14 protein-coding genes are annotated in these 12,235 nt (G+C 68.6%); 9 read left to right on the top strand and 5 right to left on the bottom strand.

Translation table 11 applies throughout. The features are described 5' to 3' along the window. Positions 1–57: 57 nt before the first annotated feature. Complete coding sequence (locus tag NNI01S_RS00070) at positions 58–903, bottom strand: TetR/AcrR family transcriptional regulator (protein WP_245675917.1); 846 nt, start codon at positions 901–903, stop codon at positions 58–60. A gap of 74 nt (positions 904–977) precedes the next feature. Between NNI01S_RS00070 and NNI01S_RS00065 the strand changes: the two genes are divergently transcribed. Further along, a complete protein-coding gene (locus NNI01S_RS00065; RefSeq protein WP_063016144.1) occupies positions 978–2,204 on the top strand; it encodes an MFS transporter in 1,227 nt (408 codons plus the stop codon). Positions 2,205–2,398: 194 nt separating this feature from the next. On the opposite strand, the gene ramB is transcribed toward NNI01S_RS00065, so the two are convergent. Next, entirely contained in the window at positions 2,399–3,805 is a 1,407-nt protein-coding gene (gene ramB, locus NNI01S_RS00060; protein WP_063016142.1) for an acetate metabolism transcriptional regulator RamB, read from the bottom strand. Positions 3,806–3,898: 93 nt separating this feature from the next. On the opposite strand from ramB, the gene NNI01S_RS00055 reads away from it, so the two are divergent. The 6 genes from NNI01S_RS00055 (at position 3,899) to NNI01S_RS00030 (ending at position 9,068) form a co-directional block, all read left to right on the top strand. Further along, on the top strand, positions 3,899–5,410 hold the full coding sequence (locus NNI01S_RS00055) for an ATP-dependent DNA ligase (protein ID WP_063016290.1): 1,512 nt from the start codon (positions 3,899–3,901) through the stop codon (positions 5,408–5,410). Positions 5,411–5,565: 155 nt separating this feature from the next. Beyond that, a complete protein-coding gene (locus NNI01S_RS00050) occupies positions 5,566–6,822 on the top strand; it encodes a lipase family protein (RefSeq protein ID WP_063016140.1) in 1,257 nt (418 codons plus the stop codon). A 90-nt stretch (positions 6,823–6,912) separates the two neighbouring features. Next, positions 6,913–8,121 carry an inorganic phosphate transporter gene (locus NNI01S_RS00045; RefSeq protein WP_063016138.1) on the top strand — a complete coding sequence of 403 codons (1,209 nt, stop codon included), beginning with the start codon at positions 6,913–6,915 and terminating at the stop codon, positions 8,119–8,121. A gap of 10 nt (positions 8,122–8,131) precedes the next feature. Further along, positions 8,132–8,416, top strand: coding sequence for a hypothetical protein (locus NNI01S_RS00040; RefSeq protein ID WP_063016136.1), 285 nt, complete (start codon positions 8,132–8,134; stop codon positions 8,414–8,416). 11 nt (positions 8,417–8,427) lie between these two features. Next, positions 8,428–8,763: a DUF3349 domain-containing protein gene (locus NNI01S_RS00035; RefSeq protein WP_063016134.1), complete on the top strand. Its 336-nt coding sequence runs from the start codon at positions 8,428–8,430 to the stop codon at positions 8,761–8,763. Positions 8,764–8,777: 14 nt separating this feature from the next. Beyond that, complete coding sequence (locus NNI01S_RS00030) at positions 8,778–9,068, top strand: DUF3349 domain-containing protein (protein ID WP_063016132.1); 291 nt, start codon at positions 8,778–8,780, stop codon at positions 9,066–9,068. Between the two features lies 1 nt (position 9,069). Here NNI01S_RS00030 and NNI01S_RS00025 read toward each other — a convergent pair whose 3' ends face one another. Further along, positions 9,070–9,552, bottom strand: a complete 483-nt coding sequence (locus NNI01S_RS00025) for a DUF4254 domain-containing protein (RefSeq protein WP_245675916.1) — start codon at positions 9,550–9,552, stop codon at positions 9,070–9,072. An 8-nt stretch (positions 9,553–9,560) separates the two neighbouring features. Continuing rightward, positions 9,561–9,863 carry a hypothetical protein gene (locus NNI01S_RS00020; protein ID WP_063016286.1) on the bottom strand — a complete coding sequence of 101 codons (303 nt, stop codon included), beginning with the start codon at positions 9,861–9,863 and terminating at the stop codon, positions 9,561–9,563. Positions 9,864–9,997: 134 nt separating this feature from the next. On the opposite strand from NNI01S_RS00020, the gene NNI01S_RS00015 reads away from it, so the two are divergent. Together NNI01S_RS00015 and NNI01S_RS00010 are read left to right on the top strand one after the other, a co-directional pair. Further along, positions 9,998–10,879, top strand: a complete 882-nt coding sequence (locus tag NNI01S_RS00015; RefSeq protein WP_063016129.1) for a DUF5753 domain-containing protein — start codon at positions 9,998–10,000, stop codon at positions 10,877–10,879. Further along, positions 10,876–11,073, top strand: a complete 198-nt coding sequence (locus NNI01S_RS00010) for a DUF397 domain-containing protein (RefSeq protein WP_063016128.1) — start codon at positions 10,876–10,878, stop codon at positions 11,071–11,073. Before NNI01S_RS00015 ends, NNI01S_RS00010 begins: the two co-directional genes overlap by 4 nt. Positions 11,074–11,311: 238 nt before the next feature. Here NNI01S_RS00010 and NNI01S_RS00005 read toward each other — a convergent pair whose 3' ends face one another. After that, complete coding sequence (locus tag NNI01S_RS00005) at positions 11,312–12,052, bottom strand: type IV toxin-antitoxin system AbiEi family antitoxin (protein ID WP_245675915.1); 741 nt, start codon at positions 12,050–12,052, stop codon at positions 11,312–11,314. Positions 12,053–12,235: the final 183 nt, after the last annotated feature.

Genomic DNA, 12,235 nt, shown 5'->3' with positions numbered 1-12,235 from the left:
CACCACGGGCTGTGGTTCGGCGGGTGGGAGCGATCGCAGCGGGATGGTGGGCGGTCGTCAGGTCCCCGGCTGGGATAGAAGTTTGAGCACTACCGGACGGGATAGGGTGCCTGAGACCTGGCGGGCCAGGTGGTTGGCACTCGCGCCTGCCGCGTGGGCGGCGCGCAGGGCGGTGCCGAGTTCTTCGCGGGCGGCGTCGGCGGCGGCTTGGGCGTCGCGGAGTCGCTGGGCGGCGCGGTCGACTCCGGACGGCTCGCCCTTCGTGGTCAAGTCATTGACCAGTTCGACCTCCGGGAGGCGCGCTTCCCGTTCATCGGGAGCGGCGTCGCGGCGCATCGCCGCTCTGGCGAAATCCATCAGGAACGCCCGAGTGGCGTCCCTGTCCTCCGCGGCGGCCTCGCCGAGCAGCAGTTTGGTGGTCTGCGGCACCGCCAGTGACCAGTTGGCCAGACCGCACAGGGCCAGCAGCAGGCGGCCCGCGTCGGCGGAACCCACGTCGAACTGCTCTTGGGCGCGGTCGAATTTGCGCACATAGTGGGCGGCGCGCCAGCCGTCGATGTCGTGCGCGTCGGCGCCGCGATGCAGTGCTTCCCAGAGCATCAGGCGCAGCAACTGGGGATTGTCCCGGTGATAGTCGTACAACTTGCCGACATACGCGCCGGGTTCGGTGTCGGCCAGCGGCTGCACCACCTCGATGAACTCGCGCAGCGTCTCGATCAGGATGACGTCGAACAGCTTGTCCTTGCTGCCGAACAGCCCGTAGATGCGCTCCTTGTTGACGCCCGCCGCCTCCGCGATCCGGTCGACCCGCGCGCCGGCCAGCCCGTGCTGCGCGAATTCGTCGCGGGCGGCGCGCAACAGGGCCTGCCTGGTCGCGTCACTGCGTTTCATGGTGGCGGTCATGACGGACACTTTACCATTTCATTAAACCAACTATTTGGTTGACAATCCAAGCTCCCCGGGCCTACCTTCGTTCCATGGCAATGCCCACCTTCCAGTCCGTGGCTCCGGCCCGGACGCGCATCCGCGACACGTCGTCGCGTGCCCACACCGGGCGCACCCTGCCCTTCTTCGTTCTGGCAGCACTGCTGGCCACCGGCCAGATGTACGTTCCCATCCCGCTTTTCACCGTCATGCGGGCCGACTGGGGCGTCGGCTCGGCGGCGATGACCTGGATCATCAGCGCCTTCGCCTTCGGATACGCCGGTGGCTTCGTCCTCTTCGGCCCGCTGTCGGATCGCTACGGTCACCGCCGGGTGCTGGTCACCGGGATGCTGGTGGCGGCAGTGGTCACACTATTGACCGGATTGGCGTTCAGTGCGCCGCTGGCCGTCGGCCTGCGCGTAGCCCAGGGTCTGGCGGTCGGCTCGATTCCCCCGGCGATCATGGCCTACGTGGCGACGCGCATCGCGCCTGCGCACCGTGCCGTGGCCACCATGTCGGTGGCCACCTCGTTCCTCGCGGCAACGGTGGTCGCCCAGATCGTGTCCCAGTGGATGGTCGGCGCGTTCCCGTGGCGCACGGTCTTCATCGCCTCCGCGCTCGCCTTCGCCGTGCTCGCGTGGGTCTTGCGTTCCGCGCTGCTGGCCGACGCGCCCACCGGACGGGACAAGCCGCTGCGGCACAGCTACGCCGCGATTCCCGCCGTGCTGCGCATCCGGGCGCTGGTGCCGATGCTTGTCGCGGGCGCGATGAGCATGGCGGTGATGGTCGGGGTGTACACCGGTCTGGAACTGACCGGGGTGGTCCGGGGTTCGGGTGAACTGCTCGCGCTTCGTGCGGGCGCGCTGCCGGTGATGGTCGCGCTTCCGCTGCTCGCAGTGCCGCTCGCCAGGCTGTCCAAGCACGGTCAGATCGTGCTGGGCGTGCTCATCGCCGCGACCGCGATGGTGATCGCGACCTTCGAGGGCGCCCACCCGTTCGTGCTGGCCGTCCTGCTGGCCGTTCTGGTCGGCGGGCTGGGCATCATCGCACCGGCCGTGCTGCAGAGCGCGGGCGAACTGGGCGGCGAATCCCGCGCCGCCGCCATGTCGGTCGCGATGTTCAGCTTCTATGTGGGCGCGACCATCGGCCCGCTGGTCGCGGCCGCCGCCGCGCCGCACGGCTTCGCGGCTCTGGCCTGGACGCTGGCGCTGCTGCTCGTCGCAGCGCTCGGTATGACGGTGGTCGGTCTCCGTATGCAACGCCGGGCGCAAGCCGCCTGACCATGATGTCCGGCCGGTCTCGCTGACGCGGGACCGGCCGGACGGATGTCAGGAGCAGCTACGCACCGCAGTCACCTTGCCGCTCAATTGTTCCCGGCCGTCCCAGGCCACCTCGATCTCCACGCCGTGGTATTCCCGGGCCACCTCGCGCAGCATCGCGACCGCGGCTGCCCGCGCCCGGCCATGGCGACAAGCTACTTCAGCACGTACGGCGAAACCGAGCTGCGGTGTTCGCTGATGTCGAGCACCTTGCCCAGCGGGGGGAACGCGCGCTGCGGGCAGTTGGCGCGTTCGCAGACCCGGCAGCCCGCACCGATCGGCGTCGGCTGCACTTCGTCGAGATCGATGCCGTCGGCGTAGATCACCCGGGCGGCGTGCCGCAGCTCGCAGCCGAGGCCGATGGCGAAGGTCTTGCTGGGCTGCCCGAAACGGGTAGCCCGGCGTTCGACCGTGCGGGCCACCCAAAGGTATTTGCGGCCGTCGGGCATCTGCGCGATCTGCGTCATGATCTTGCCCGGGTAGGCGAAGGTCTCGTACACATTCCACAGCGGGCACGTCCCGCCGCTGGAGGAGAAGTGGAAACCGGTGGCGGACTGGCGTTTGGACATGTTGCCCGCCCGGTCGACCCGCACGAACGAGAACGGTACGCCGCGCAGCGACGGTCGTTGTAGCGTGGAGAGCCGGTGGCAGATGGTCTCGTAACTCTGCGTGAAGAACGCCGACAACCGTTCGATGTCGTAGCGGAAATCCTCGGCGACCTCGTGGAACTGCGTGTACGGCAGCACCGTCGCCGCGGCGAAGTAGTTGGCCAGCCCGAGCATCGCCAGTTTGCGGGCGTCCTCGGACGCGAAGTTGCCCTCCTCGACCAACTTCTCCAGCAGCTCGCCGCACTCGAAGTAGGCCAGCTCGGCGGCCAGTTTGAAGGTCCGCTGCCCGCCGGACAGATGCGGCGCGATCTCCAGATTGCGGGTCTGCGGATCGTAGCGGTGCAGCACGCCCTCACCGAGATCGATGCGCTCGGTGATCCGGACGTCGTGGCCGCGCAGCATCCTGGCGATCTCGGTGTTCACGTCGCCGCCGTGGAAACGGATGCGGGCGGTGAGGTCCTCGGCGGCGGTGTCCAGCTCGTGGATGTAGTTCTGGCGCTGGTAGAAGTAGTCGCGCACTTCCTCGTGCGGCTTGCTGATGGCGCCGCTGCCGGCGCCGTCGGCGAACCGGTCCTCGGTGGCCGCGGCCAGCTGGGCGGAGGTGTTGCGGTAGCGGTTGTGCATGTTGACCAGTGCGCGAGCCATGCTCGGGTGCGCCGAGACCATATCCGCGATCTCCTGGGCGTCGGCCTCGATGCCCAGCTCCTCGTCCATCACGACTTCCTGCAGTTCCGCGATGAGCCGGGTGTCGTCCTGCGCGGAGAAGAAGGTCGTGTCGACGCCGAACACGTCGCTGATCTTGAGCAGGACCGGGACGGTGAGCGGGCGCACGTCGTGCTCGATCTGGTTGAGATAGCTCGCCGAGATCTCCAGCTGCTGGGCCAGCGCGACCTGGCTCAGCCCGCGTTCGGTCCGCAGCTGACGCAACCGAGCGCCGACGAAAGTCTTGGCCATGCGTCCAGCTTATGGCGGCTTTCGCATCCGTGCCAATTTCCGATTAGCACTCCTCGCAGGCAGGTGTCATACCCGGCGGCTACCGTCGGCAGGGTGTTGTTCTCGGATGTCGTCCTGGCCTCGGAGACCGTGCGCGCGACCAGGTCACGCAAGACGAAGATCGCCACGCTGGCCGGTCTGCTCACGGCGGCCGCCCCGGAGGAGCTCGCGCCCGTCGTCGCCTGGGCGTCCGGCGAGCTACCGCAGGGGCGGATCGGCACCGGGTGGCGCACGCTCACCACGCTCGACCACCCGCCCGCACCGGTCGCGACGCTGACGGTCTCGGCGGTGCACGCCGCGTTGAGCGAGCTGGCAGGCACCTCCGGCGCCGGGTCCGCCGCCCGGCGCAAGGAGCTGCTCGCGGCATTGTGGTCCGCGGCGACAGCGGACGAGCAGGGCTTCCTGGTGCGCTTGCTCACCGGGGAACTGCGCCAGGGAGCGCTCACCGCCGTGGTCGCGGAGGCCGTGGCGGTCGCCGCCGATGTGCCGCCGGATCTGGTGCGCCGGGCGTACATGCTGTCGGGCCGATTGCCGGTCACCGCCGTCGCCGCGCTGACCGGCGGGGCCGCCGCGCTGGCGGAATTCCGGCTCGAAGTCGGCCGTCCGATCCAGCCCATGCTCGCCTCGCCCGGCGCGACGCTCGACGAGGCGCTGATCGAGTTCGCGGGCGAGGTGAGCGTCGAGCACAAGCTGGACGGCGCCCGCATCCAGGTGCACCGGGACGGCGACCGGGTCCGGATCTTCACCAGGACGCTGCGCGAGATCACCGCGGGCGTTCCCGAGCTGGTCGAGCTGGTCGCGGGCCTGGACTGCGGCAGCGTCGTGCTGGACGGCGAGACGCTCGCGCTCACCGATGCCGGGCGGCCGCGCCCGTTCCAGGAGACCATGAGCCGCTTCGCCGAGGTGAGCTCCACCCGGGAATTGCTCCTTCATCCGTACTTCTTCGACTGCCTGCACCTGGACGGCCGGGACCTGCTCGACGCTCCGCTGTCCGAGCGGCGCGCCGCGCTGACGAAGGTGGCGGGCGAGCACGCCATCCCCGCCCTCCTGCGCCCGGATGCCGAGGCCGCCGCCGAATACTTCGACGCCGCGCTGGCCGCGGGCCACGAGGGCGTCATGATCAAGTCGTTGACCGCGCCGTACGCGGCGGGCAGGCGAGGCAGGGCCTGGCAGAAGATCAAGCCGACGCACACCCTCGACCTGGTCGTGCTGGGCGCGGAGTGGGGCTACGGCCGCCGCACGGGTTACCTGTCGAACCTGCATCTCGGCGCGCGTGACCCCGAGACCGGCGAACAGGTGATGGTGGGCAAGACGTTCAAAGGGCTCACCGACGCCCTGCTGCAATGGCAGACCACCGAATTCCCGCGCCACGAACGCTCGCGCGATCAGCACACGGTGTATCTGTGGCCGGAACTCGTGGTCGAGATCGCCTTGGACGGCGTGCAGGTCAGCCCGCGCTACCCCGGCGGTGTCGCGTTGCGGTTCGCTCGTGTGGTGCGGTATCGCCCCGACAAAGAACCGGCCGACGCGGACACGATCGATACCGTTCGCGCGCTACTGCCGTGATGTGAAGCGCGCACGCTCCCGCGGCGGCGCGTGTCGGGCGCGCCGAGCAGGTCGAGCCGCTGCGAGTATGGGCAGCGCAAGGTTCCGGATGGCCGCCACAACGCAGTGGTCCGGCCGGTTCGTACCTCCGGACAAGGAATCGGCGGGTGGGTGGGATGATGCGAACTCTGCGGTGCCGGCGGTATGTCCGGCTTGTCGTTGCGCTGCTGGGCGCCATGGCGGTGAGTGCGGTCGGCACGCCGGCTCAGGCGAATCCGATCGAGCAGTTCCTCACCCCGTCGCGTGAGTATTCCGGGATCCTGCCCACGCCGCTGGGCGATCCGTTCTACACGCCCCCGCCGGGATTCGACAGTGTCCCGCCGGGAACGATCCTCGCGTCCCGGCAAGGCGGCACCGGCCTGACCCTCTTGCCGTTGCGTTCGACCGAACTGCTGATCCGGTCCACCGATTCCAAGGATCGTCCGGTGCCCGTGGTCGCGACGCTGCTCGTGCCGCGGACGCCGTGGCCAGGGCCTGGGCCACGCCCGGTGCTGTCGCTGAATGCCGCGATCGACTCGCTGGGGCATCGGTGTGCGCCGTCCTACGAGCTCAGAAACGAGTTGTGGGCCGAACTGTGGGCCGCCCAAATTCCGCTGTCCAAGGGTTATGCCGTGCTCGTGCCCGACCATCAGGGCCCGCGGCAGGCGTACGCGGCGGGGCTGATGGCCGGGCACGCCGTGCTCGACTCGATCCGCGCCGTGGTGAACACGCCGGAATTCGGCTTGCGACCGGATGCGCCGACCGTGGTCACCGGCTACTCCGGCGGGGCCATCGCGAGCGGGTGGGCAGCGCAACTGGCCCCGCGATACGCGCCCGAGCTGAATCTGGTGGGTGCGGCGTTCGGCGGTGTCCCCGCCGACTTCGGCCTGCTGCTGTCCACCATGAACGGCCGCAACGCCGCGTCGGGCGTCTTCTTGGCCGCGACCCTGGGGCTGGCGCGGGAGTATCCCGAGCTGCTCGGCCTGATGAACGACGACGGTTGGCGACTGGCCCAGATCGGTAAGGACTTGTGCATGGTCGCGGAGGAGTTCGGCGGCGTGGTCGCGCCGATTCCGGTGCAGGCGCTCACCCATGCCGCCGCGCCGACCGAGCTGCCGATGGTCAGGGAGATCCTCGACGCGAATCGGCTGGGGGCGAGCGCGCCGACGGTACCGGTCTTCCTCTACCACGGCACGCACGACCCGTGGGTGCCGCTGGCGGGCGCGGAGAAGCTCTACGCGGACTGGTGCGGCGCCGGGACGCCGGTGGATTTCCAGGTCTATCTCGGCGAACACTTCGTGGTCGGCCTCAGCGGCATCCCCGGCGCGAACTCGTGGATCGATGATCGGTTCGCCGGCCGTCCGGTCGCCCCGCGCTGTACCCGAACCGGCTGAACTGGGCGAAACAGACTAGCCGAGCCGTACCGGACGAACTTCCGGCAACCGGCATGGCCATCGCGTTCGGGGGTGCAGCACACTGGAGGCGTGACCGTCGAATTACTGGTTCTCCTGATCGTCATCGTCACAGCACTCGCCTTCGATTTCACCAACGGTTTCCACGACACCGCGAACGCGATGGCGACCTCCATCGCCACCGGTGCGCTGCGGCCGCGGGTGGCGGTCGCGCTCTCGGCGGTGCTGAATCTCATCGGCGCGTTCCTGTCGGTGGCGGTGGCCGCCACCGTGGCGAAGGGCATCGTGCGGCTGGATGCCGTCGGAGGCCAGGACCTGCTCGTCATCGTGTTCGCCGGTCTGGTCGGCGGGATTCTGTGGAATCTGCTTACCTGGCTGTTCGGTCTGCCGTCGAGTTCGTCGCACGCCCTGTTCGGCGGTTTGATCGGGGCGACGCTGGCCGCGCTCGGCTGGAGCGGGGTGATCTGGGCGTCCGGGGCCGACGGCGTGCTCACCAAGATCGTCCTGCCCGCGGTGCTCGCCCCCGTTGTCGCCGCGCTGGTCTCGGCCATCGGCACCTGGCTGGTGTACCGGATCACTCGCGCCGCCGAGGAGGAGAAGGTCACCGAGGGCTTCCGCTGGGGGCAGATCGGCTCCGCCTCGCTGGTCTCGCTGGCGCACGGCACGAACGACGCGCAGAAGACTATGGGCGTGATCTTCCTGGCGCTCGTGGCGCACGGCACGCTCACCAAGGACGACGAGCTGCCGCTGTGGGTGATGGCCGCCTGTGCCCTGGCCATCGCCGCGGGCACCTACCTCGGCGGCTGGCGGATCATCCGGACGCTGGGCAAGGGTTTGGTCGAGATCGACTCCCCGCAGGGACTCGCGGCGGAATCCGCCTCGGCCGCGATCATCCTGACCTCGGCGCACTTCGGGTTGCCACTGTCCACCACGCAGACCGCGACCGGCTCCATCCTGGGCACGGGCCTGGGCAAGGGCGCCGAGGTGCGCTGGGCCGTGATGGGGCGGATGGTGGTCGCGTGGTTGCTCACGCTGCCGCTGGCCGCCGTGGCCGGGGCGATCTGCTGGGCCATCGCCCACCTCATCGGCGGGCTGGCCGGTGTGCTGGTGGTCTTCGGCATCCTGATCGGGCTGTCGGCGCTGATGTACCTGCGGTCGCGCCGCGACCCGGTGCACACCGGCAACGTCAACGAGTGGCCGGGCGACGGAACCGATCCGCCCCCTGCCGCACCGGACGGCCGGACCACGCCGGCGGACTCCAACCGCTCGGCTCAGGTGTAGGAGGACCAGCGTGCACACTCTAGTCACGAATCTGAACTCGCTGTGGAAAGTCACCCTGGCCGGGCTCGTGCTCGGCGCGGGTCTGCCGATGATCTTCGCGATCGGAGTGCGGTTCTGGTCGACGACCGTGACGACCGACGCGGGTACGGGCGCGGTGCGGCGCAACTATCCCGCGCTCGCCGCCGCGCTGGCGTGTTTCGGGCTGGTCGTCGTCGCGATCGTCGGCGGGATCCTGTACACCGCGAAAGCGTTCATAGCCGCCAGATTCGGCATCCATTTGTTCGGCCAGGCGTGAGGAGTGCCAGCGTGACGGATCCAGTGAAACCGGTCCCGGTCCGGCCGAAGCTGCTCGGCAAAGTCGTGGGCTGGCTGCGCGCGGGCTACCCGCAGGGCGTTCCGCAGTCGGATTATGTGGCCCTGTTCGCCGTGCTGCACCGGCACCTCACCGACTACGAGGTGGTGGCGATCGCCGAGGAACTGGTCGCGTCCAATCCGTCCAGCCAGATCACCCACGCCGAGATCGAGGAGGCCATCGCCCGGGTCGCCAAGGAGCAACCGGCCGATGGCGACGTCGCACGCGTCGCCTCCCACCTGGCCGCCGGTGGCTGGCCGCTGGCCGATCCGCCTGCCGATTCGGACTGACCGAGCCGCCGCCGATGCACCCCTTCCTCACCGCGATCATGGGCTGGCTACGAGCCGGATACCCCGACGGCGTCCCGGAGGCCGACTACATCCCGCTGCTCGCCCTGCTGCGCCGCCGCCTGTCCGACGAAGAAGTGGCCCGGATCGCCGCCGAGCTGACCGGCTCCGGCGGCGCGGACCTCGACCAGACCGACATCCAAGTGATGATCACCAAGATCACCAATGACATGCCGTCCGAAGCGGACGTGGCCCGGGTGCGCGCCCGGGTCGAGGCCAACGCCTGGCCGGACCCGGCCGGCGACTGAGTCACGTCTGCTCGCGCGGGCCGCTGAGATAGGGCAGGCGGCGCACGCCCGCCGCCACCTCGTAGGCGAGATCCTCGTAGCCGAGCGCCAGTTCGGCAAGGCGCTCCCAGGCGTTGTGCACGGCCCATTCCGGTGCGTCTGCGAGGATTTCGTACGCGCCGGCGGAGAACTGGGCGAGCCGGTCGACCACCATGCCCACCGTTTCGGTGTGCATGTGCGCGCCGCCGTGCGGTGGCGGCGTCTCGGTGGCGACCCAGCGATCGATGGTGAGCACGAGTCGGGCGCGATGCTGGTCGATGTCGTTCGTCCCACCCGGCTCACGGCGTAGGCGGCGCTGGTGCAATCCCGCGAGTAGGTGGGCGGATTCCAGGATCGGGTGTGCGCGCGGCGGCGCGGTGCGGCAGGCCTGCAGGACGAGTTCTTTGGTCGGCAGTGGCTCCACTGCGATAACCCCCAGGATCGAATGGCCGGTGCCGGGCGTCACGGGAAGGATCATCGACGATGCCGCCCGCCCGGGCGCGGCAACCGGTACCGAGTGCGCAACGGCTCGGTGTCCCAGGGTGATTCGAGGACGACGAGCCCGACGGCTTCCAGCGCCGTGAGCCCGACCCGGCGCGCCAACTCCTCCGTCAGCGAAACCATCTCCGCCGCTTGGATAGCCGCCGTGGCCTGCTCCGTAGTCACCATCCGGCCACGCAGATAGGACACCACCCACGCGTCGTCACTGACCCGCCGCGCCTGATGCGGCGTCTGATCACTCACGATCCACATCCGGTCGACGACGTGCACAGACATCGAATCCCCCTTCATCCCCGCCGAGCAGGGAATCGTGCAGAGCCCCCGCTGTGATGCGCAACACGCGAATCGTAAACTATACAAGTCACTTTACGGAAGTGTTTGCACGGCATACTCCGCTGTATCGTGCTGACATGGCGCTGTCACCTGCGGTTGCGCGTTGGGAGCTCGCGCTTCGGCTGCGGCAGCGACGGTTGGAATTGGGTATCGGCGCCGCATCGATCACCAGAGCCCTCGATGTCTCGGCCGCCTACTGGTCGCATATCGAGAACGAGCGCAACCTGCTTCCGAAGGACAAGCTGGAACGACTGCTGGACATCCTCGAGATCGATGCCGATGAACAGCGAGAGCTGCTGGCGCTGCGGGTAGCCGCGCGAGGACGCGGCTGGTGGAGCAGATACTCCGCCCTGTTCGGTGAGGACATCCTTCGCTACTACGGCATGGAGTGGGGCGCCGAAACCATCCGGACGTATGAAAGCCTCATGATGCCGGGCTTGCTACAAGGCGAGGAATACATTCGTGCACTGATGCTTTCGGCCGGGGCGACCGTCCGCGCGATCGAAGTAGATCAACGTGTCGAAGCGAGACTGCATCGGCAGCGACGGCTGACGGGTGAGAGGCCCGTTTCGTTACGGGCCGTTGTCGGCGAGGCGGCGCTCCGGCAGCAATTCGGCGGCCCAGACGTACTGCGGCGTCAACTGATCCACCTGGCCGACCTCCTCGAGTCGCACTCCGAGAACATCGAACTGCAAATCATTCCATTCACCGCAGCAGACAGTGTCCCGGCAAGTTCCACCTACCATCTACTGGACTTCGTCAGTCCGCGGTTGCCGACGCTCGCGTGGCACGAATCGGCGGTATTCGGCCAGATCATCGTCGACGACGAGAGCCGAAACGAAACCAGAGTCCGCGACTTGGGTTTCGTATTCGAGCGGGCACGATCTACCGCACTGCCCAGAGACGAGTCGCTGGCGCTCATCCGGACGGCTGCTGCTGAATTACAGTCGAACGGGTGAGCAGTACCGGTTGGTTCAAATCCTCGTATTCCAATGACAGCCAGACCTGCCTGGAGGTCTGCTTCGACGGCGGTCGAGTCCTGGTGCGGGACAGCAAGTTCCCAGGAGCACCGGACGAGTCACCCACGCTGGCGTTCGCACCCACCCAATGGCACGCATTCACCACCGCGCTGCGCACCACCGACCTCGCCTGACCCTTCTCCCAGACGACTCTCAGCTTCACAACACCCGGCACACAGCTCCACCCGCAAAAGTGTCCCCGTCGATGCGAACCAATCCATCGACAGCCTCACCAGTGGGCAACTGCCCTGCCCACCACACGACCGGCCGGCGGCGCGCAAACCCCTCGCACGCGCCGCCGGCCGATCGCTTTCACGAGTGGCACATGGTTGCGGCGAAACGCGAGAAGACCTCTCCGTGGTGTGCCACTCGTCAGATGTCGGCTCCGCGGCGGCGGAGGGCTTCGCGGGCGCGGGTGGTGATGGTGTGGGGGCGGTGGGTCAGGAGGGTGGCGCTTACGCGGATAAGGGTCCAGCCGAGGGATTCGAGGGCCGCGGTCCGGTCGATGTCCCAGGCGCGCTGGTTGCGGTCGGTCCAGTGGTGGGCTCCGTCGTATTCGACGGCGACTCGCCATTTCCGCCAACCCATGTCGAGGCGCGCGAAGGTCATGCCGTCCGGGCCCGCCACCCGAATCTGGGTTTCCGGCGCCGGTAGTCCGGCTTGCCGGAGCAACAGCCGGGTGCGCGTCTCCTGGAGGGACTCCGCACCGCCGTCGATATAGGGCAGCGCTCGGCGCAGGCTCTTGGCGCCGCGCGCACGCGGATGCCGATCGGCCAGCCGCTCGATGTCTCCGGTGGTCAGCCGGGTCGCGTTGCAGAGGGCGTCGACGACCTCGACCGCCTCGCCGAAGTCGAGTCGTCGGACCAGGTCGAATGCGGTGCGAGCCGGTGTGGTGCAGCGGAACCCGCCAACCGTGCACACTTCATCGGCCGGAATGGCATCCCGATAGACGAGTACGTGCCTCGGCGGCCGGGCGCGTGAGGGCAGCGTGATCTCGGCGGGCTTGTCGTCCAGCCACAGCGTCCCATGCATGGCCGCTGCGGAGAACCCGACGAGAATCCCCGAGCCCTTGGCCCAATGCCCGGCCGCTTCCGCGCGCCCCCGCGCCCCCAACCGAACCCCCTTCCGGACGTACACATCCGGATGAACCCGCTCGAAATCCTTCCGCAACTCCCAAGCACTGACCACCCCCGCCCGTACCGCCCAACTCCCCGGAAAAACCTCCCCGAATTCCCCCATCCCCCCATCCTCACCACCACCCCCGACAGATTTCGCGAGTGGCGGGACTGTGGATTA

Origin of the sequence: Nocardia niwae NBRC 108934 = DSM 45340, from assembly GCF_001613465.1 — a bacterium.
GTDB classification, from domain to species: Bacteria; Actinomycetota; Actinomycetes; order Mycobacteriales; family Mycobacteriaceae; genus Nocardia; species Nocardia niwae.
The sequence above is the reverse complement of the archived record's forward strand: the minus strand, read 5'-3'. Positions and strand labels throughout refer to the sequence as shown.

Excerpts from the sequence above, each read along its gene's own strand:
- NNI01S_RS00070 (WP_245675917.1), bottom strand. The coding sequence starts at position 903 with ATGACCGCCACCATGAAACGCAGTGACGCGACCAGGCAGGCCCTGTTG.
- NNI01S_RS00065 (WP_063016144.1), top strand. The coding sequence starts at position 978 with ATGGCAATGCCCACCTTCCAGTCCGTGGCTCCGGCCCGGACGCGCATC.
- ramB (WP_063016142.1), bottom strand. The coding sequence starts at position 3,805 with ATGGCCAAGACTTTCGTCGGCGCTCGGTTGCGTCAGCTGCGGACCGAA.
- NNI01S_RS00050 (WP_063016140.1), top strand. The coding sequence starts at position 5,566 with ATGATGCGAACTCTGCGGTGCCGGCGGTATGTCCGGCTTGTCGTTGCG.
- NNI01S_RS00030 (WP_063016132.1), top strand. The coding sequence starts at position 8,778 with ATGCACCCCTTCCTCACCGCGATCATGGGCTGGCTACGAGCCGGATAC.
- NNI01S_RS00020 (WP_063016286.1), bottom strand. The coding sequence starts at position 9,863 with ATGTCTGTGCACGTCGTCGACCGGATGTGGATCGTGAGTGATCAGACG.
- NNI01S_RS00015 (WP_063016129.1), top strand. The coding sequence starts at position 9,998 with ATGGCGCTGTCACCTGCGGTTGCGCGTTGGGAGCTCGCGCTTCGGCTG.